At 31.0% G+C, this 19,537-nt stretch carries 16 protein-coding genes; 15 read left to right on the top strand and 1 reads right to left on the bottom strand.

What is annotated here, in order from left to right; translation table 11 throughout:
- Nucleotides 1-28 precede the first annotated feature (28 nt).
- Nucleotides 29-1,129 (bottom strand): FtsW/RodA/SpoVE family cell cycle protein, encoded by a 1,101-nt coding sequence (locus SR63_RS06170; protein ID WP_002853654.1) that lies wholly within the window; start codon nucleotides 1,127-1,129, stop codon nucleotides 29-31.
- Between the two features lie 77 nt (nucleotides 1,130-1,206).
- On the opposite strand from SR63_RS06170, the gene SR63_RS06165 reads away from it, so the two are divergent.
- The 15 genes from SR63_RS06165 to SR63_RS06095 all read left to right on the top strand — a co-directional run bounded on the left by SR63_RS06165 (nucleotide 1,207) and on the right by SR63_RS06095 (nucleotide 19,535).
- The gene (locus SR63_RS06165; RefSeq protein WP_063674734.1) at nucleotides 1,207-2,175 is read left to right on the top strand and encodes an RluA family pseudouridine synthase; all 969 of its coding nucleotides are present in this window, start codon (nucleotides 1,207-1,209) and stop codon (nucleotides 2,173-2,175) included.
- Nucleotides 2,120-3,355, top strand: coding sequence for a fibronectin type III domain-containing protein (locus SR63_RS06160; protein WP_147498399.1), 1,236 nt, complete (start codon nucleotides 2,120-2,122; stop codon nucleotides 3,353-3,355). Before SR63_RS06165 ends, SR63_RS06160 begins: the two co-directional genes overlap by 56 nt.
- Nucleotides 3,355-4,533, top strand: coding sequence for a tRNA (guanosine(46)-N7)-methyltransferase TrmB (gene trmB / locus SR63_RS06155; RefSeq protein ID WP_002856145.1), 1,179 nt, complete (start codon nucleotides 3,355-3,357; stop codon nucleotides 4,531-4,533). Before SR63_RS06160 ends, trmB begins: the two co-directional genes overlap by 1 nt.
- Before the next feature lie 69 nt (nucleotides 4,534-4,602).
- On the top strand, nucleotides 4,603-5,268 hold the full coding sequence (locus SR63_RS06150; RefSeq protein ID WP_002856386.1) for a cell division ATP-binding protein FtsE: 666 nt from the start codon (nucleotides 4,603-4,605) through the stop codon (nucleotides 5,266-5,268).
- Nucleotides 5,255-6,061, top strand: a complete 807-nt coding sequence (locus SR63_RS06145) for an FtsX-like permease family protein (protein ID WP_002853622.1) — start codon at nucleotides 5,255-5,257, stop codon at nucleotides 6,059-6,061. The genes SR63_RS06150 and SR63_RS06145 overlap by 14 nt, the downstream gene beginning before the upstream one ends.
- The gene (locus tag SR63_RS06140; RefSeq protein WP_147498398.1) at nucleotides 6,058-7,251 is read left to right on the top strand and encodes a murein hydrolase activator EnvC family protein; all 1,194 of its coding nucleotides are present in this window, start codon (nucleotides 6,058-6,060) and stop codon (nucleotides 7,249-7,251) included. Before SR63_RS06145 ends, SR63_RS06140 begins: the two co-directional genes overlap by 4 nt.
- A gap of 51 nt (nucleotides 7,252-7,302) precedes the next feature.
- Nucleotides 7,303-8,022: a UMP kinase gene (gene pyrH, locus SR63_RS06135; protein ID WP_002854049.1), complete on the top strand. Its 720-nt coding sequence runs from the start codon at nucleotides 7,303-7,305 to the stop codon at nucleotides 8,020-8,022.
- 10 nt (nucleotides 8,023-8,032) lie between these two features.
- Nucleotides 8,033-8,257 (top strand): DNA-directed RNA polymerase subunit omega, encoded by a 225-nt coding sequence (locus SR63_RS06130; RefSeq protein WP_126210856.1) that lies wholly within the window; start codon nucleotides 8,033-8,035, stop codon nucleotides 8,255-8,257.
- Complete coding sequence (locus SR63_RS06125; protein WP_126210855.1) at nucleotides 8,241-10,436, top strand: RelA/SpoT family protein; 2,196 nt, start codon at nucleotides 8,241-8,243, stop codon at nucleotides 10,434-10,436. Before SR63_RS06130 ends, SR63_RS06125 begins: the two co-directional genes overlap by 17 nt.
- Before the next feature lie 11 nt (nucleotides 10,437-10,447).
- Nucleotides 10,448-11,653, top strand: coding sequence for a tyrosine--tRNA ligase (gene tyrS / locus SR63_RS06120; protein ID WP_002856563.1), 1,206 nt, complete (start codon nucleotides 10,448-10,450; stop codon nucleotides 11,651-11,653).
- Nucleotides 11,650-12,741, top strand: coding sequence for a nitronate monooxygenase (locus SR63_RS06115; RefSeq protein WP_002866264.1), 1,092 nt, complete (start codon nucleotides 11,650-11,652; stop codon nucleotides 12,739-12,741). Before tyrS ends, SR63_RS06115 begins: the two co-directional genes overlap by 4 nt.
- Complete coding sequence (locus SR63_RS06110; RefSeq protein WP_002876763.1) at nucleotides 12,741-14,720, top strand: N-acetylmuramoyl-L-alanine amidase; 1,980 nt, start codon at nucleotides 12,741-12,743, stop codon at nucleotides 14,718-14,720. Before SR63_RS06115 ends, SR63_RS06110 begins: the two co-directional genes overlap by 1 nt.
- Nucleotides 14,717-16,558, top strand: coding sequence for a bifunctional tRNA (5-methylaminomethyl-2-thiouridine)(34)-methyltransferase MnmD/FAD-dependent 5-carboxymethylaminomethyl-2-thiouridine(34) oxidoreductase MnmC (mnmC, locus tag SR63_RS06105; protein WP_002876765.1), 1,842 nt, complete (start codon nucleotides 14,717-14,719; stop codon nucleotides 16,556-16,558). Before SR63_RS06110 ends, mnmC begins: the two co-directional genes overlap by 4 nt.
- A gap of 119 nt (nucleotides 16,559-16,677) precedes the next feature.
- Entirely contained in the window at nucleotides 16,678-17,817 is a 1,140-nt protein-coding gene (locus SR63_RS06100; protein ID WP_002876767.1) for a hydrogenase small subunit, read from the top strand.
- Nucleotides 17,818-17,819: 2 nt separating this feature from the next.
- On the top strand, nucleotides 17,820-19,535 hold the full coding sequence (locus SR63_RS06095; protein ID WP_002866259.1) for a nickel-dependent hydrogenase large subunit: 1,716 nt from the start codon (nucleotides 17,820-17,822) through the stop codon (nucleotides 19,533-19,535).
- The last annotated feature ends 2 nt before the right edge of the window (nucleotides 19,536-19,537 follow it).

Genomic DNA, 19,537 nt, shown 5'->3' with positions numbered 1-19,537 from the left:
TTATATCTTATTAATGCTTAAAAATATTTTATTTAGCCTTTATATCCGTCCAAAAATATCTAAAAGTGATTAAATGCTGTAAAATTCCAAAAAAAATCATAAAAATAGTAAAAGAACTTCCACCATAACTAAAAAAAGGCAAAGGGATCCCAACTACTGGTGCAAAACCTATAGTCATTGAAATATTTACTGCCGCATAAATAAAAATAAATAATGCAACACAATTAATAGCAACTCTAGCAAAATAATCATCTTTAAGTTTATAATTTAAACTAAGTAGATGAAAAATAAGTAAAATATAAAATATAATTAATGTCAATCCCCCAATAAATCCAAATCTTTCTATCATGTAAGCGAAAATAAAATCACTAGTTGAAATAGGTAAAAATTTAAAATGAGTTTGCGTAGCTTCATCTTGAGATTTTCCGGTTAAACCACCATTTCCAATAGCTATCATTGATTGGGCTACTTGATAACTTGGTTTTTCTGAAATAAAATCATGAATTCTTTGCTTTTGGTAGGGTTTTAAAAGATGTGTATAAATAATAGGAGAGCTAACACTTATAGCTATAACAATACTTAACCAAATTTTATAATGAACTCCCATGATAAAAAGCACTCCAAAACCAACAAGTAGTAAAACCATAGCACTTCCTAAATCAGGTTCTTTTGCAATTAGCAAAAAAGGCAAGATGATGTAAAAGCTAAGTTTGATGAATTGTTTAAGCTTGTATCCATTTTTTGGAGGAGGATTTTGATAAATAAGATAGGCAAGCATTAAAATAAAACTAGGTTTAAAAATTTCAGAAGGTTGTATAGTAAAGTGAGTAAAAGGAATTTCAAGCCATCTTTTAGCACCTAATTTTTCAACCCCAAAAATATCTACGCTTAGCAATAAAAAAATATTAATCCAATAAGCAACAGGAATAATCCAAATAAATTTCCTTATGGGAAAGAAGAAAAAAACCATAAAAGCAAACAATCCCACACAGGCATAAACAAACTGTTTTTCTGCTAAAAAAGGATTAGCTTCAAAGATTAAGAAAAATGAAATAAGAATTATGGGTAAAAATAAAATGGGTTGCATATAGTCAAAATGAGTTAAAATTCTTCTATCTAATCTAAACAAAATTTGCCTTCAGTTGGTAATATAAAGCTATAATTATAAACTAAAATTTTAAATTTATCAAAACTTCTAAGGAAAAAATGCAAACTTTTTTAGTAGATGAAAATTCAAGGCTTGATGTATTTTTGGCTAAAAAATTAAACCAAAGTCGCAATCAAGTTGCTTTACTTATAGAAAAAGATTGTGTACAGGTTAATGATAAAATTCAAGATAAAAATTCATTTAAGCTTAAAAATGGTGATATTATTTCTATTGCAAGTTTAAAGCTTTGCAATGAGACAAAACCTCAGTTTGAAGTGGATTTTGATATTGATGTGTTATACGAAGATGAAGACTTGCTTGTTTTAAATAAACCTTCAAATTTAGTCGTTCATGGAGCAAGTAGCGTTAAAAATGCCACTTTGGTGGATTGGTTAATAGAAAAAAAATATACTTTATCAAATTTAGGAGGAGAGATAAGAGCTGGTCTTGTCCATAGATTAGATAAAGATACAAGCGGAGCTATACTGATAGCGAAAAATAATTTCACCCATCAAAAATTAAGCGAACAGCTTGCAGATAAAAGCATGGGAAGAATTTACCTTGCGTTAATTGATTTGCCACTAAAAGAAGATAAAATTATAGTAGAAAAATTTTTAATGCGTTCGCCTTCTAATGCTATTAAAAAAATAGCCATAGATAAGGAAAATAAATTCAGTAAAAACGCAAAATCAGCTTTTATAAATATAGTAAAAACTGAAAATTTAACTTTGATGGCTGCTAAGCTTTTTACAGGAAGAACTCATCAAATTAGAGCGCATTTGGCTAGTTTAAATCGCCATATTTTAGGTGATAGTTTGTATGGTTATAAGGGTAAGTATGATTGTAGGATAATGTTGCATGCTTATTTTTTGTATTTTATCCATCCAAAAACCAAAGAGCAAATTTTTGTTAAAGCACCTTTGATGGAAGATTTTAAAAATATTATGTTTAAACAAATTAATTTAGGAGAGAATGATGAAAAGATTTCGCTTGGGTTTTTACTTGAGTTTTTTAACTCTTTTGCTTAGCGCTTGTAGTGTTTCGCAAATGAATTCGCTAGCTTCAAGTAAAGAGCCTGCTGTAAATGAAAGCTTGCCAAAGGTTGAAAGTTTAAAAAGTCTTAGCGATATGAGTAATATTGCTTTTGAATGGGAGCCTTTATATAATGAAAATATTAAAGGATTTTATTTATATCGTTCTAGTGATGAAAATCCTGATTTTAAACTTGTAGGCACTATTAAAGATAAGTTTCAAACTCATTATGTAGATACTAAATTAGAGCCTGGTACTAAGTATCATTATATGATGAAAAGCTTTAATGAGCAAGGACAAATTTCAGAAGATGGCAAGGTTATAGAAGTGAGCACAGCTCCAAGACTTGAAGCTGTTCCTTTTGTTCAAGCTGTGACTAATTTGCCTAATCGTATTAAACTTATTTGGCGTCCGCATCCTGATTTTAGAGTTGATTCTTATATTATTGAAAGAACTAAAGGTGATGATAAAGAATTTAAAAAAATTGCAGAAGTAAAAAATCGTTTAAACGCTGAATACATCGATAGTGATTTAAAACCTAATGAAAATTCAAGCTATAGAATCATTGCTGTGAGTTTTAATGGGATAAAGAGTGAACCAAGTCAAGTTGTAAGTTCTACAAGCAAGGCTTTGCCTCCTCAAGTTGAGCATTTAAGTGCTAGCACAGATGGTTCTAATAAAATCATTTTAACTTGGGATGCTCCTACATATGAAGATTTTTCTTATTATAAAGTTTATTCTACAAGCTCAAGCTTCCTTCCTTTTAGTGTTTTGGCAAAGACTGATAAAAATTCTTATGAGGATATAGTAGAAGGAGCAGGTAAAAGCAAGTATTATAAAGTAACAATGGTGGATAAAGATGGTCTTGAAAGTCCTATGCCAAAAGATGGTGTAGAAGGTAAAACTTTAGGTAACCCTTTGGCTCCTAGTATTATTTTGGCTCAAAGCACAAGCGAAGGGATAAATTTAGAATGGAGCGATAATGATACTAGAGCTGTTGAGTATGAAGTAAGACGCTATGGCGGGGAGCAAAATGCTGTTTTTAAAGGCATTAAAGAAAAGCGATTAAAAGATGTAAAAGCTTTACCAGGGGTGGAATATAGTTATGAAGTTATTGCTATTGATTCGGCTGGGCTTCGTTCAGAACCTTCAAGCAAAGTTAAGGCAGCTCAGTAGTGCCAAATTTTAAAAGCAAAAAGATCAAAGAAATAAATCTACCTTATAGCAAGGATGATGTTGAATTTCTTTGGCTTGCTAAGAATGATAATGTTAGTCTTATTTATACAAAGGTTCAAGAAGAGAGTTTCTTTCTGCAGATTAAAAAAGCACAAAATGGTTTTGTGATTAAAGGCGATAAACATACAAAACCTTCTAAAATAGGTTATTTGCAAAAGGCTTTAAAAATCTTTAAAGAAGGTTTTTGTGAGGATATTATCAATGAAGCTTTTGGACTTAAAAACAATGCTTTAATTGAAAAAACACCATTTATCGTTGATAATTTTGATGAGCTTTTGTCTAAGCTTCAAGGTAAAATTTATATAGAAATAGGCTTTGGATCAGGAAGACATTTGCTTTATCAAGCAAAAGAAAATCCAAATGTTTTAATTTTAGGGGTGGAAATTTACAACCCAGCTTTAACTCAAGTAGCTAAACTTGCTAAAGTGCAAAATGTAAATAATATTTTGCTAATCCAAAGTGATGCGAGATTGTTATTGAGTGTATTAAAATCAAAATCAGTTGAAAAGATTTTTCTACATTTTCCTGTTCCTTGGGATAAAAAGCCTCATAGGCGAGTTATTGGGAAAGATTTTTGCAAAGAATGTGCTAGGGTTTTAACCCAAAATGGTCGTTTTGAGCTTAGAACAGATAGTTTTGAGTATTTTAATTTTACTCTAGAACAATTTTTGACTTTTCCTGCTCCAAAATTTAGTCTTAGAAAAAATGAAAATTTAGAAATTTCAAGCAAATATGAAGATAGATGGAAAAAGCAAGAAAAAAATATATATGATCTTTGGGTGTGGAATTTTAACCAAGAGTGTAAAAACTATGAGTTAAATGAATTTAATCTCTCATCGGTTGAATTTTCTAAAGAGGATTTGAAAAAAATAGAGCAGAATTTTAAAAATATTACTATAAAAAAAGATGATTTTTTCTTGCATTTTGAAAGCATCTATAAACAAGATGAGAATTTGCTTTTAAAGGTTGCTTTTGGAGCGTTTAATAAGCCTGAACATTGTTATTTACATCTTGATAAAACGATTGATTTTGTTTTTAAAGAACCATTTAAAATTCAAGAAAATATTAAAGCGATAAATGAATTAAAAGAAATTTTAAAAGTTCAGTTTAAAATATAATTTTTCTTGAAAATTAAGCAAAAATAAAGCATAATTTAAAAATTTAAAAAGGGAAATTAAGGAAAAAGGATGCCTAATTTAATCCAAGCAAATAAACTTACTTTAGGTTATGATGAATTAGTTATTAAAGAAGCGAGTTTTGCTTTTAAGGATGATGATTTTGTTTTTATTACGGGTAAAAGTGGGAGTGGTAAGAGTACGCTTTTAAAGTCTTTTTATGGAGATTTAGAACCTATTTCTGGTAAGCTTGAAGTATGTGGATCTTTGATGAATAAAATTGGAAATTTAGAACTTTTAAAATTGCGTCAAAGAATAGGGATTATTTTTCAAGATTATAAACTTGTACAAGAATATAGTGTTGAAAAAAATGTTATGTTGCCTTTAATGATTAAAGGTTATAGCAAAAAAGTATGCCATGATCAAGCTGCTAAGCTTTTAAAGCATGTAAATTTAACTTTTAAAGCAGATAAATTGCCTAATCAACTTAGCGGTGGTGAGCAACAACGCGTCGCTATGGCTAGGGCTTTAGCTCATAATCCAAAGCTTTTGCTTTGCGATGAGCCAACGGGAAATTTGGACGAGTATTCTTCTGATATTATATGGACTCTTTTAAAATCTGCTAGAGAGCTTTTAGGAACTTGTGTTATAGTGGTAACACATAGAATTCCTAGTAATTTAAGAGTGGATTATCGTCGTTTTAATATAGAAAATGGAAAAATGAATGAAATTTTTTAAAACACATTTATCTTTAATTTTACCTTTACTTTTTATGATGTTTGCTTTTGAATTTATTTTGATTACAAATGCAACTTTAAAGCATTATGAAGAACTTGTTAATAAAGATTATAATATTATAGTTGTCAGCAAAACTGAACTTGATCAGAATGTAGTAAAAACAAAAGTACCATTTTTTGCTGGACTTGAATCTTTAGATCCTAAGGATTTAATCGATCGTTTGAAAAATGATGTTTCTGAAAAGAATTTGAAAGTTTTAAAAGATTCTCTGCCAAAATTTTATACTTTAAAATTAAATTCTTTACCCGATCAAAATGAACTAAATTCGATTAAAAATCAACTTTTAAATATTGTAGGTGTTAGTAAGGTTGAAACTTTTTCCAAAACCCATGATAAGATATACTCTTTGCTTATTTTGATGAAATTTGTTTTTTGGTTATTTTTGTTTATCATTATTTTACTTGCCTTTGTTTTGTTTTTAAAACAGATGAGAATTTGGCTTTATGAACATACCGATCGTATTGAAATTATGTGTTTATTTGGAGCTCCGTTTTGGTTTAGATCTTTTATGCTTTATAAGGTGGTTGTGGTTGATTGTTTTATTGCTTTTGTTATTTTACTTGCCTTTTTTACCCAAATTTTTGATCTTTCTATTATCCAAGAAAGTTTAAAGGCTGTAGATATTATTTTTCCGCCTATTAATTTTATTTTACATTTGACTTTAATTTTTTTAGCTACTTTGTTTATTTGCTTGTTGTGTGTAAATACGGTTATGTTTAAGGTTAAAAGATGAGAAAAAATATTCTTATCTTTTTTTGTTTTTTTTTGTTTTTTGATATAAGTTTAGCAAACGCTATAAATGAAAAAACAAAAAGTTTAGAAGAAAATAAACGCATACAAGAACAGTTAAATAAAAAACTTGAAGATTTGGCTAGCGACATTTTAAATGGTGAAAAAAGTTTGAAAGATCTAAGTTTGCAAATTGAAAGCTTAAATTCACAAACTTCTAAGCTTGAAGCAAGTGCTAAGGCTCAAAATCAAGAGTTAAACACCCTTACAAGCCAAAATGAAGATTTGCTTAAAAGTAAATCAAATATGGAAGGTAAGCTTATATCTTTAATGGCCAAAGATTTTGCTTATGATTTACCTATCCCTCAAGGCTATATTGAAAGTGAAGAAAGTTTTATGGCTTTTGAAATTTTAGGAAGTTTAAACAAAGTTTTAAATGAAGAAATTTTTAAAATTTCTAAAGATTATGAGGGAGTAAGCAGGCTTATTGATGATAAACAAGCTCAGATTAATAAAATTAATGAAAGTCTTAAGGATTACAACGCTCAATTAGCCAAGCTTCAAAGTTTAAAACAAAAACAAATTAGCGAAATTAATAAACAAAAAACAGATCGAGCTATATATGCAAAAAAACTCGATGATTTGCAAGCTCAGCAAGAAGAGCTTAGAAAAACATTAAATCAATTAAAAATTATTAATGATAAAGAAGATGCAAATTCAAACAAAAATGATACTAAAATAGTAAAAAATAATCAAAAAATAAGACAATTAGGTTCAAGCTATCAAGGAAGTTCAGTCAAGCGTTACACAGGAAAAAAAACCATAGCTCCATTGGATTCTTTTACTGTGAAGCAAAAATTTGGAAATTATGTTGATCCTGTTTACAATCTTAAAATTTTTAACGAGAATGTAGTTTTAAGAAGCAATAAAAGCGATGCAGTTGTTAAAAATGTGCTAGATGGAAAAATAGTTTTTGCCAAAGATACTAGTATGTTAGCTCGAGTTGTTATTGTTGAACATGATAATGGCATACATACAATATACGCACATTTAGATAAGATTGCTCCTAATATTAAAGTTGGTAAGAATATTAAAAAAGGTGCCGTAGTGGGTAGAATAAAAAATGATCTTACTTTTGAAGTAACTCAAAAAAATTTTCATATCAATCCTTTGGAACTCATTAGCTTAAATTAGCTAAATTTAATGGAATTTAAAATATAATTTCAAGTTAAATAAGGAGAAATAATGCAAGAGAGAAAAAGAGTTTTAGTAAAATTTTCAGGAGAGGCTTTAGCAGGTGAAAATGGCTTTGGTATAGAAAATTCTATTTTAAAATTCATAGCTTCAGAGATTAAAGAACTTATAAAAAATCAAATAGAAGTAGGCATAGTTATAGGCGGTGGTAATATTATTCGCGGAGTAAGTGCTGCTAAGGGCGGATTGATTAAAAGGACAAGTGGAGATCATATGGGAATGCTTGCTACGGTTATCAATGCTATTGCTATACAAGAAGCTTTAGAAAGCTCTGGACTTGAAGTTAGGGTTCAAAGCGCCATTCAGATGGAAGCATTTTGTGAAACTTATATTATGAGAAGAGCGCAAAGACACTTAGAAAAGGGTCGTGTTGTGGTTTTTGCCGCAGGTACTGGAAACCCTTATTTTACTACAGATACAACAGCTATTTTAAGAGCTGTGGAAATTGATGCAGATATGGTAATAAAAGCTACAAAAGTTAATGGAGTTTATGATAAAGATCCAAAACAATTTGATGATGCAGTATTTTTAAATACTTTAAGTTATGATGAGGCTATGCAAGATAATATTAAAGTGATGGATGATACAGCTATAGCTTTAGCTAAAGATAACAAACTTCCTATTGTGGTTTGTAATATGTTTGAAGAGGGTAATTTACTTAAAATCATACAAGGTGATACTAGCCTTTGTTCAATCGTTAAAAATAATTAAGGAGAAAATTATGGATAAAAGAATAGAAGAAGTAGCGGCAAAAGCTTTGGAAAAAATGGGTAATGATAGATATCGCCTTTCTTTAGTGGTAGCAAAAAGAGCGGAACAATTGGCAAATGGAGCAACCCCTTTGGTAGACTTTGATAAAAATAAAAATAAACTTGCAGATATAGCTTTATATGAAATTGCAGAAAATAAAATCACTTTAGAGGGTTTAGTTGAAATCAATCGATGAAGAATTATTGCTTGAACAATTAATCGATAATGTAAAAAATTGTAAAGATTTAGAAGCTGCTAAGGCTTTGCTTTTCGAAATTTGTGGCCATGATGCCATTCTTGAAAAAGCGGTAGATTACTGTATATTTTGCCATGAAGGGCAGTTTAGAAAAAGTGGAGAGCCTTATGCGGTACATCCTATTTTAGTGGCAACACTGGTTGGATTTTTAAGTGAAAATAAAAGCAATATTTTAGCTGCTTTATTGCATGATGTGATTGAAGATACAAACTGCACTGAAGAAGAACTTAGAGAGCAGTTTGGTTCTGAGGTTTTAAAACTTGTTTTAGGACTTACTAAAATTATAGAAATTAGAGAAGATAATCTCATTTCATCAAAATCTAAAAAAAGTTTAACTAAATCAGCCTTGACTTTCAGAAATATGCTTTTAGCAAGCATTGAAGATGTTGGGGTTTTGATTGTGAAGTTATGTGATAGGCTGCATAATATGCTTACTCTTGATATTCTAAGAGAAGATAAGCAAAAAAGAATCAGCGAAGAAACTTTAGTTGTATATGCTCCAATAGCCCATAGACTCGGTATTTCAAGCATAAAAAATTATTTGGAAGATCTTAGTTTTAAATATCTTATGCCAGATGAGTATAAGCTTATTGACAATTATATCAACTCCAATAATCAAGAAATGCAATTAGGTTTAAATGAATTTATTTCCAAAATCGAACTTTTATTTTTGAGCAATGGCTTTAGACAAGGTAGTTTTGAAATTCAAAAACGCATTAAACATAGCTATTCTATTTATCTTAAAATGCAAAGAAAAGGCATTGGTATTGAAGAAGTTCTTGATTTGCTTGGGGTAAGAATTTTGGTTGAAAAAGTAAGTGATTGTTATTTAGCTTTGGGAATTTTACATACACATTTTAACCCCTTGGTTTCGCGTTTTAAGGATTATATAGCCTTGCCTAAACAAAATGGTTATCAAACCATACATACCACACTTTTTGATGCTAAAAGTATTATAGAAGCACAAATTCGAACTTTTGATATGCATAAAATTGCGGAATTTGGTATAGCAGCGCATTGGAAATATAAAGAAGATGGCAGTGTGGTTGCGCCTCGTCTTGATTGGCTTACAGATATTTCAATGCAAAGTATAAACAATCTTGAAAATGCAGAAGATTATAATGCTATTGAACTTTATGAATATGCTAAAGATAGTCTTTATGTTGAAGATGTCGCAGTTTATTCTCCTAAGGGAGAAATTTTCACTTTGCCTCGTGGTGCAACGGTTCTTGATTTTGCCTATGAAGTGCATACCAAAGTAGGGCTTCATGCAAAAAGTGCTTATGTAAATCGTATTAAAGTACCTTTGTTAACCGAGCTTAAAAATGGCGATATTGTGCGAGTGGTTACTAGTAATGATAAATTTTATCGCTGTTCTTGGATAGATAGTGTTAAAACAGGAAAAGCAAAAGCAAGTATAAGGGAATTTTGTAAGCAAAAAATCAGAGAGATTAATCTAGCAAGTTCTATTAATATGTTAAGTTTTATTTTTGGAGTTGATAAAAACAGAATTGAAACTTGGATAGAAAAAGAAAATTTAGCCAGACGTATTAGACAAGTAGCAACAGATAGTGCTTATTTAAAAGATATAGTTAATGGTCTTAAAAAATACGCCAAGAAGTCATATTGGTTTGATAAATATGAGATTAAAGAACAAAAAATAGGAAATTTTACTCTATATTGCAACCATAAAATCGCTAATGTGGATTTTGATTTTTGTTGCCATCCAAAAAGAGGTGATGCTGTTTTAGCTTTTGTTAAAGGTGGTAACGCTATTGTCCATCATAAGCTTTGCGATAGAGCTGATAAAATGATAGATAATAATCAAGATATGGTATTTATAAAATGGGATTCTAACATCCCTAAATCTTATAAATTGATTTTTTCTTTGGAAAATAAAAAAGGTGTTTTAGCGGAATTTTTGGCATTTTTAGCTAAAATGCAGATAAATTTATTAACAATTAATTTATCAAGTGATTTAAATTCGGCGGTAGATTATTTTGAGATTACAATGGAAATTCCTGATAATATCAACCCAGATAGTGTCAAGGATAGGTTAAAATCTCGTTGTAAAATTTTAGATTTTACATCTTTAAATGATGCTTATAAAGAAGGTTAAAAAGGTTTATTATGGATATAAAAAAAATATTAGCAGAAGTTAAGCGTGGCTGTGCAGAGCTTATTGATGAAGAAAGAATAGAAAATTTAATTAAAAATTATTATGAAAAGGGTGAAAATTTCTTCATAAAGGCAGGGTTTGATCCTACAGCACCTGATTTACATTTAGGTCATAGCGTGGTTTTAACAAAAATGGCTTTTTTGCAAAAACATGGAGCTATTGTGCAATTTTTGATTGGGGATTTTACAGGACAAATTGGCGATCCAAGTGGAAAAAGTGCAACGCGTAAAAAGCTGGATAAAGAGCAAGTTTTAATCAATGCTAAAACTTATGAAACGCAGGTTTTTAAGGTTTTGGATAAAGAAAAAACACAGATTAAGTTTAATTCTACTTGGCTTAATGAACTTGGAGCTGCGGGTATAGTAGAGCTTACTTCAACTTTTAGTGTAGCTAGAATGCTTGAGCGTGACGATTTTACCAAGAGATTTAAAGAGCAAAGCCCTATTTCGATTTGCGAGTTTTTGTATCCTTTACTTCAAGGATATGATAGCGTGGCTTTAAAAAGCGATATTGAAATGGGCGGAACGGATCAAAAATTTAATCTTTTAATGGGAAGACAGCTTCAAAGGGTTTATAATATAGGAAAAGAACAAGCTGTGATTATGATGCCTTTACTCGAAGGTTTAGATGGTGTAAACAAAATGAGTAAGAGTTTAAATAATTACATTGGTGTTACAGAAAAAGCTAATGATATGTATGCTAAAATTTTAAGTATTAGTGATGAATTGATGTTTAGATATTATGAACTTTTAAGTCAAAAAAGTCTAGAAGAAATCGCGCAAATAAAAAAAGATATAGAACAAGGCAATTTACATCCTAAAAAAGCTAAAGAAAATTTAGCTTTAGAGATTACGGAGCGTTTTCACTCCAAAGAAGAGGCTAATAATGCTAAGTCTGAATTTGATAGGATTCATTCTCAAAATGCTTTACCAAGTGATATGGCTGAGTTTGAAATACAAGGAAAAATTTGGCTTGCTAAGGCTTTGGTTGAATGTGGTTTGGAAAGTTCTACTTCTGCGGCAAGAAGAAGCATCAGTGCTAATGCAGTAAGTGTAAATTCTCAAAAAGTTAGCGACGAGCAAATGCATTTAGAACAAGGAGAATACATCTTACAAATAGGTAAAAGAAAATTTGCAAAATTAAAGGTAAAAGAATGAATTTACAACCCTTACAAATAGGAAAACATACTATAAAATATCCCATTTTTCAAGGGGGAATGGGACTAGGCATAAGCTGGGATAGATTAGCTTCTGCAGTTTCTTTAAATGGTGGACTTGGGATCATTTCTTCTGTGGGAACAGGATATTATGAAGAAAGAAAGTATGCAAGTAAAGAATTAAATGCTAAGCCTTATGGAAGTGAAAATTTTTACTCACGCAAGGGTTTGCAAGCTTTGATTAATAATGCAAGAAAAGTTTGTGGCGATGCACCTTTAGGGTGTAATATCTTATGTGCAAGTAATGATTATGCAAGAATAGCACGCGATGCTTGTGAAGTTGGTTTTAATGTGATTGTTTCAGGTGCTGGACTTCCCACAAATTTACCTGAATTTACTGCAGATTTTCCTGATGTGGCTTTAGTGCCTATCATTTCATCTGCAAAGGCTTTAAAAATTATTTGCAAAAGATGGCAAAGCCGTTACAATCGCTTGCCTGATGCAGTGGTTTTAGAAGGGCCAAAAAGTGGAGGTCATCAAGGTTTTACTTATGAGCAGTGCTTAGATCCAAATTATCAGCTAGAAAAATTAATCGCTCCTGTGGTAGAAGAGGCTAAAAATTGGGGGTCTTTTCCTGTGATTGCTGCAGGTGGAATTTGGGATAAAAAAGATATAGAAAACGCTATTTCTTTAGGGGCTAGTGGTGTTCAAATGGGAACGCGTTTCATAGGAACTTTTGAATGTGATGCAAGCGAAGAATTTAAAAGCGTTTTACTAGCTTCTAAAGAAGAAGATATAGAGCTTATTAAATCTCCTGTGGGCTATCCTGCACGTGGGGTTAGAACCAATCTTTTAAATTTGGTAGATAAAAGAATAGGTCCAAAGATCAATTGTATAAGCAATTGTGTAGCGCCTTGTGGACGCGGAAAAGAGGCAACTAAAGTAGGGTATTGTATAGCAGATAGGCTTTTTGATGCGTGGTCAGGTAAAAAAGAAACAGGGCTTTTCTTTACAGGTGCAAATGGATATCGTTTAGATAAGCTTATCAGTGTTAAAGAACTTATGGAAAAATTGGTTAATGGTGAATAATGGCTAAAATTTTTGTATTTTTAGTATTTGTTTTCACAACTCTTTTTGGAGCCTATGAAAATGAACTTGCAAATTTCGATAAAAATTTTATCGGTTCTAAAAGTGAAGTACAAGTAAAATTTCACCATCAGCTCAAAAGCCTTTATATACAAAGTGTTATTAATGAAGATGAAAAAACTAAAATTGAAATTTTAAAAAGATTGATCATCAGTTCAAATACTTTAAATTTAGATGACAAGTCATATGCTAATGAGTTAAAAGAAAGTGGTATAAGTGAAGCAAGTATTAATGCTTTAAGAAAGGCTGTTATTAAAGATATTAAGGTTCAAAATATTTCTCAAGATACTGAAAAATCAACTTTTGAACCTATAAAAACAGTTCAAAAAAATGAAAAAAAATCATCTAACGAACAAATAAAAAATACAGAAAAAACAAATTCTAAAACTTCGCAAGCACCAAAGAGTAGTATCGTTTCTAAAGCAAAAAGCGATGATAAAATTTATGTTTTAAAGTCAAGTAAAACAAACCAAGGTGTAGAGTTTGAACTAAATGCAGATTTGGATAAGGATCAATTAAAAAGTTTTGCTTTAGACGAAAAAGGAAACTATCGTTTTATTAGTGATTTTGAGGGGGTTTTAGAAGGGGGTAAAAAAGAGTTTAAATTTGATGACTATCGTTTAGTGATTTCACAATTTAATCCCAAAACCATACGCATAGTGGTTTATGCTAAAGAAAAAATTCCTATTGATATATCTTTTAAAGAAGAAAAATTAATTTTTTCAAAAGAAACTACTAGCCAAAAAAAGACTGAGCAAGTTAGTAAAATTTCAGAGAAAAAGCAAGATCAAAAAACAGAAATTAAAACCAAAGCTTTAGAAACAAAAAAACAAGATAAAAAAACCAATAACGAAAAAGAAAATCAAGAGCCTTTATATGTTTTAGATGTGGATAAAATTTCTAATGCTGTGGTGTTAAATTTAAGCGATGATTTAGATGAAAAAGAAATAGCAGTATTTGATACCAAAGATCAAAAATTCCGATATGTTGTAAGTTTTAAGGGTGTGTTAGAAGGTAATAGAAAAAGCTTTACTTTTGGACAAAATGTGATTACAGTTACTCAATACAATCCAAAAACTGTTCGTGTGGTTTTGAGTGCTCCTAAAGAATTTAAACTCTTAAAGGAGTTGGATAATAAAAATCTCACTTTAGGTTTTTATGCACAAACTACAAATCAAAATGTAAACAAAAAAGCAACTCAAAGTTCTAGTAAAACTTTAAATACAAATTACAAATCAGGAAAGCTTGTGGTTATCGATGCGGGGCATGGTGGAAAAGATAGCGGTGCCTTAAGTGATAAAAAAGGAAGCTTAAAAGAAAAAGATATAGTTTTAAGCACGGCTTTAAAACTTGGAAATGAACTTAAAAAACGCGGTTATAAAGTGCTTTATACTAGAAGTTCGGATAAATTTATCAATCTTCGTGATAGAACTAAATATGCCAATGATAAAAGAGCGGATTTGTTTATTTCTATACATGCTAATGCAGCACCAAATGCCACAAAAGCCAAAAGTAGTGAAGGTGTGGAAACTTTCTTTTTAAGTCCTGCAAGAAGTGAAAGAAGTAAAAAGGCAGCAGAAAAAGAAAATCAAGGAGATTTTGAAGAGATTAATTATTTCTCAAAACAAAGTATTTTAAATTTCTTAAATCGTGAAAAAATCGTTGCTTCAAATAAACTAGCCATTGATGTACAAAAAAATATACTCACTCAAACACGCAAAAAGTATAAAATCGTAGATGGCGGTGTAAGAGAAGCACCTTTTTGGGTTTTAGTAGGTGCGCAAATGCCTGCAATTTTGATTGAAATTGGCTATATCACACATCCAAATGAAGGCAAAAGAATCGCCAATAAAGCTTTTCAAGATTTATTGGTTAAGGGTATTGCTGATGGAGTTGAGAGTTATTTTTATAACAACCGATGAAAAAAGCTAAGTTAATCTTTAAAGATAATACTCCTTTTTCTTTGGATTTTGATGATTTTTATTTTAATTCCAAAGATGGTTTAAATGAAAGTAAATTTGTTTATACTCATTCTTTTGAATGGAAAAATCAAGAAAATTTCATTATCGCAGAGAGTGGTTTTGGTATAGGTTTAAATTTTTTTCTTACTTTGAAGCGCTTTTTACAAACTACTCCTTCTAAGCGTCCTAAGAAACTTTTTTATATTAGCATAGAAGCTTTTTATATCGAAAAAGAACAATTAAGAGAAATTTATCAAAAACTAGGATTTTATGAAGAGTTTAAAGAGCTTTTAGAACAATTTTTAAAATTTTATCCTAAAGCTAAAGAAGGGATTTATCGTTTTTATTTTGAAGACTGTTTTTTAGATCTTGTTTTTGAAGATATTACTATTTTAAAAGAATTGGATTTTAAAGCTGATATTTGGTATTTAGATGGATTTTCTCCAAATAAAAATTCGCAAATGTTTGATGAAAATTTAATTTTTGAAGTGGCAAGACTTTCTAAAAAAAATACACAAATTTGTACCTTTTCTTCGGCAAGTTTTTTACAAAAAAATTTAAAAAAATATGGCTTTAGAGTAGAAAAAACCAAAGGTTTTAGAAAAAGAGAAATGATTAAAGCTTATTTGGAAAATGAGCTTGAGTTTAAAGACAAAGAAGCGTATTTTTCAAGAACATTTTCATCTTTAAAAAATAAAAAAGTAGCTATTATTGGTGCAGGTATATCAAGCGCTGTTTTAGCTTATGAGCTTAGTTTAAGAGGTTTTGAGATAGATGTTTTTGAAAAACATTTAGAATTAGGCAAGGGTGCAAGTGGAAATGAAAGTGGAATTTTAAGCTCTTTAATCTTAAAACCTAAGGTAAATTTAGGGGAGTTTTCAGAGCTTTCTTTTATAGAAGCAAGCCGTTTTTATAGACAAATTTTAGATTTAGAATTTAAGGGTGTGGTGGAGTTTGCACATAATGATTTGATGCAAGAAAGATTTGACACACAAAGAGAAAATGTTTTGTTTAAAATTTCAAAAAATCAAGCTTTTTTAGAAGAGGGTGGAGTGATTTTTCCAAAAAATTTGGTTAAAAATCTTTTTGAAAAAAGTAAAGCTTGTATATATTTTAATCATGAATTTCAAGCTTATAAATTTGAAAATGAGTGTTTTACTTTAAAATTTAAAAATGATATTGTTAAAAGTGATTATGCGGTTTTGATTTATGCTATGGGTGCAGATACAAAAGATTTTGTTTTTTATGATGAGATGAAATTAAGCAAAGTAAGAGGTCAAGTTACACATCTAAAACCTTTTTTAAATACTCCATTTCCTTTATCTTCTAAGGCTTATATTTGCCCTGTAAAAGATGATTTGCAAGTGATTGGAGCAAGTTATGATAGGCTTGATGCAAGTTTAGAATCAAAAGAAGAAGATGATAAACAAAATATAGAAAATATAGCCGAATTTATAGATAAAAATACAAAATTAGAAATCATAGGTTCTAAGGTAGGCTTTAGATCTTATTCGAGTGATCGCTTTATGATAGTTGGAAATGCCTATGATGAAGTGTTTTATAAAGAAGAATATAAAGCTTTATTATGGACAAAAAACAAGGAGCAAAAGCTAGCTAAAATATCTTGTAATTTGTATTTTAATTTTGCTCATGGATCAAGGGGTTTTAGCACAAGTGTTTTAGCGGCAAGGTATTTGTGTGCATTGATAAATAATGAACCCTTGTATTTAGAAAAAAAATACATCCACGCTATTCACCCTGCAAGATTTTTGATTCGAAAACTCAAAAAAGGCTTATGATTAAGCTTTAATTAAGAGTAATACTAATATTTGCTTATGAGAGTAAGTTTTTAACTTTATTTTAACTTCCTTTATTTTATTATTATAGAGAATAAATTTCATGTTATAAAGGAAATATAATGATTGATTATCATCAAATAGAGTCGCGTTTATCGGCTCTTGAAAAGCTTCCTTCTTTGAAAGACAATGATAGTATTACAAAAGCATTAGAAAAGTCAGGTTTTTCTAGAAGGGATTTTATGAAATGGGCAGGTGCTATGACTGCATTTTTGGCTTTGCCAGCGAGTTTTACTCCTATGGTGGCAAAAGCTGCTGAGCTTGCTGATAGGCTTCCTGTTGTGTGGCTTCATATGGCTGAGTGTACAGGCTGTAGCGAGAGTTTGTTAAGAAGTGATACTCCAACGATTGATAGTTTGATTTTTGATTATATTTCTTTAGAATATCACGAAACAGTGATGGCTGCAGCAGGTTGGCAAGCTGAAGAAAATTTAGAAAGTGCCATTCAAAAGCATAAAAATAAATACATTTTAATGGTTGAAGGTGGTATCCCTATGGGTGATACAGAGCATTTTTTAACCATAGGTGCACATGGAAAAACAGGCTATGAGCTCTCAAAAATGGCAAGTGAAAATGCTTTGGCAATTTTTGCTATAGGAACCTGTTCTAGCTTTGGAGGAATCCAAGCCGCAAGACCAAATCCTAGTAACGCACAGCCTTTAAGCAAAGTAACAAGCAAAACTGTGATCAATGTTCCAGGCTGTCCTCCAAGTGAAAAAAATATAGTGGGTAATGTGCTTCATTATTTATTATTTGGTGAGTTACCAGCACTTGATGTGTATAATAGACCAAAATGGGCTTATGGTCTAAGAATTCATGATCTTTGTGAAAGACGCGGACATTTTGATGCGGGTGAGTTTGTACATGCTTTTGGAGATGAAGGAGCAAAACAAGGTTTTTGTCTTTATAAAGTAGGTTGTAAAGGGCCTTATACTTTTAATAACTGCTCAAGAGAGAGATTTAACCAGCACACTTCTTGGCCTATTCAAGCAGGACATGGTTGTATAGGTTGTTCTGAGCCTGATTTTTGGGATACTATGGGGCCTTTTGAAGAGCCTATGGCTAGTCGTAAATTTGATACTGTTTTTGGCTTGGGTGCGGATAGTGTTTCAGATAAAATCGGCATAGGTGTGCTTACACTTACAGGCGTTGCTATAGCAGCACACGCAGTGATATCTTCCATGCAAAAAGATAAGGAATAAAAATGAGTCAAAAAATAATCGTAGATCCTATTACAAGAATTGAAGGGCATTTAAGAGTTGAAGTTGTTGTTGATGATAATAATGTGGTAAAAGAAGCTTATGCGGGCTCTACTTTGTGGCGTGGTATTGAAACCATAGTAAAAGGGCGTGATCCAAGAGATGCGGGTTTTATGACACAAAGAATTTGTGGAGTTTGTACTTTTTCACATTATAAAGCAGGTATAGTTGCTGTTGAAAATGCTTTAGGTATTACTCCGCCTTTAAATGCGCTTTTAACAAGAACTTTAATGAATGCAGCTTTATTTTTACACGATCATATTGTGCATTTTTATCAACTTCATGGGCTTGATTGGGCTGATGTGGTAAGTGCTTTAAGTGCTGATGTTAAAAAAGCAAGCGATGAAGCTTTTAAATACACTTCAAATCCTTATGCAACAGGTGCAGATAAACTTCTTGAAGTGCAACAAAGACTTAAAACTTTTGTAGATAAAGGAAATTTAGGACCTTTTGCTAATGCGTACTATGGTCATCCAACTTATCGTTTAACTCCTGAGCAAAATTTAATTGTTCTTTCTCACTATCTAGAATGTTTAAGAATTCAAAGAATCATTGCTCAATGTATGGCGATTTTTGGAGCTAAAAACCCACATCCACAAAGCTTAACTGTTGGTGGTGTAACTTGCGTTATGGATTTACTTGATCCTGCAAGAATGGGTGAATATATGGTTAAATTCCAAGAAGTGCAAGACTTTGTTAATCGTGCGTATTATCCTGATCTTGTGATGGCAGGAAAAGCTTATGCACATGAAGCAAGTGTTTTAAATGATATAGGGGTAAATAATCTTTACACCTTTAAAGAATTTCAAATCGGAAGAGATGAATGGCTTTTTGAAAGTGGTATTATCAAAAATGGAGATTTAAGCAAGGTTTATGAAGTAGAAGAAGATAAGATTACCGAAGAGGCAACTCATTCTTGGTATGCAGACAATGAACCTTTACATCCTTATGATGGCAAAACAAATCCAAATTATACAGGACTTGTAGATGGAGAAAGCGTAGATCATCATGGAAATAATGTCCATTCTAAAGTGTTTGATACTAAGGGTAAATATAGTTGGATTAAAGCTCCACGCTATGAAGGAAACCCTATGCAAGTAGGACCTTTAGCAAATATCGTTGTAAATTATGCTAAGGGTAATCCAAATGTTGTTCCTGTAGTAGATGAGTTCTTAAAAGAAACAGGACTTCCTTTAAATGCTGTATTTAGCACACTTGGAAGAACAGCTGCGCGTTGTATTGAAGCAAAAATCGTTGCAAATAATGCTTTAAAAGCGTTTAATAATTTAGTTGAAAATTTAAAAGTAGATCAGAGTACTTGTGCTCCTTATGTGATTGATAATTCTAAAGAATATAAAGGACGCTATATGGGGCATGTGCCACGCGGAACATTAAGCCATTGGTGTAGAATTAAAAATGGCGTCATTGAAAACTGGCAAGCTGTAGTGCCTTCTACTTGGAATGCAAGTCCAAAAGACGCAAATGGCATAGGTGGAAGTTATGAGCAATGTTTGATAGGACTTAAAATCGCTGATGTAAAACAACCACTTGAAATCATTAGAAAAATTCACTCTTATGATCCTTGTATTGCTTGTGCGGTGCATGTAATGGATGCTAAGGGCAATAATCTAAGCGAATATAAAGTGAATGTCAATCTATAAGG

Origin of the sequence: Campylobacter sp. 2014D-0259 (assembly GCF_008000505.1) — a bacterium.
Lineage (GTDB): Bacteria > Campylobacterota > Campylobacteria > Campylobacterales > Campylobacteraceae > Campylobacter_D > Campylobacter_D jejuni.
This window is presented reverse-complemented; position numbering and strand designations above follow the sequence as displayed.

Excerpts from the sequence above, each read along its gene's own strand:
- SR63_RS06165 (WP_063674734.1), top strand. The coding sequence starts at position 1,207 with ATGCAAACTTTTTTAGTAGATGAAAATTCAAGGCTTGATGTATTTTTG.
- SR63_RS06160 (WP_147498399.1), top strand. The coding sequence starts at position 2,120 with ATGATGAAAAGATTTCGCTTGGGTTTTTACTTGAGTTTTTTAACTCTT.
- SR63_RS06150 (WP_002856386.1), top strand. The coding sequence starts at position 4,603 with ATGCCTAATTTAATCCAAGCAAATAAACTTACTTTAGGTTATGATGAA.
- SR63_RS06145 (WP_002853622.1), top strand. The coding sequence starts at position 5,255 with ATGAAATTTTTTAAAACACATTTATCTTTAATTTTACCTTTACTTTTT.
- SR63_RS06140 (WP_147498398.1), top strand. The coding sequence starts at position 6,058 with ATGAGAAAAAATATTCTTATCTTTTTTTGTTTTTTTTTGTTTTTTGAT.
- pyrH (WP_002854049.1), top strand. The coding sequence starts at position 7,303 with ATGCAAGAGAGAAAAAGAGTTTTAGTAAAATTTTCAGGAGAGGCTTTA.
- SR63_RS06130 (WP_126210856.1), top strand. The coding sequence starts at position 8,033 with ATGGATAAAAGAATAGAAGAAGTAGCGGCAAAAGCTTTGGAAAAAATG.
- tyrS (WP_002856563.1), top strand. The coding sequence starts at position 10,448 with ATGGATATAAAAAAAATATTAGCAGAAGTTAAGCGTGGCTGTGCAGAG.
- SR63_RS06115 (WP_002866264.1), top strand. The coding sequence starts at position 11,650 with ATGAATTTACAACCCTTACAAATAGGAAAACATACTATAAAATATCCC.
- SR63_RS06110 (WP_002876763.1), top strand. The coding sequence starts at position 12,741 with ATGGCTAAAATTTTTGTATTTTTAGTATTTGTTTTCACAACTCTTTTT.
- mnmC (WP_002876765.1), top strand. The coding sequence starts at position 14,717 with ATGAAAAAAGCTAAGTTAATCTTTAAAGATAATACTCCTTTTTCTTTG.
- SR63_RS06100 (WP_002876767.1), top strand. The coding sequence starts at position 16,678 with ATGATTGATTATCATCAAATAGAGTCGCGTTTATCGGCTCTTGAAAAG.
- SR63_RS06095 (WP_002866259.1), top strand. The coding sequence starts at position 17,820 with ATGAGTCAAAAAATAATCGTAGATCCTATTACAAGAATTGAAGGGCAT.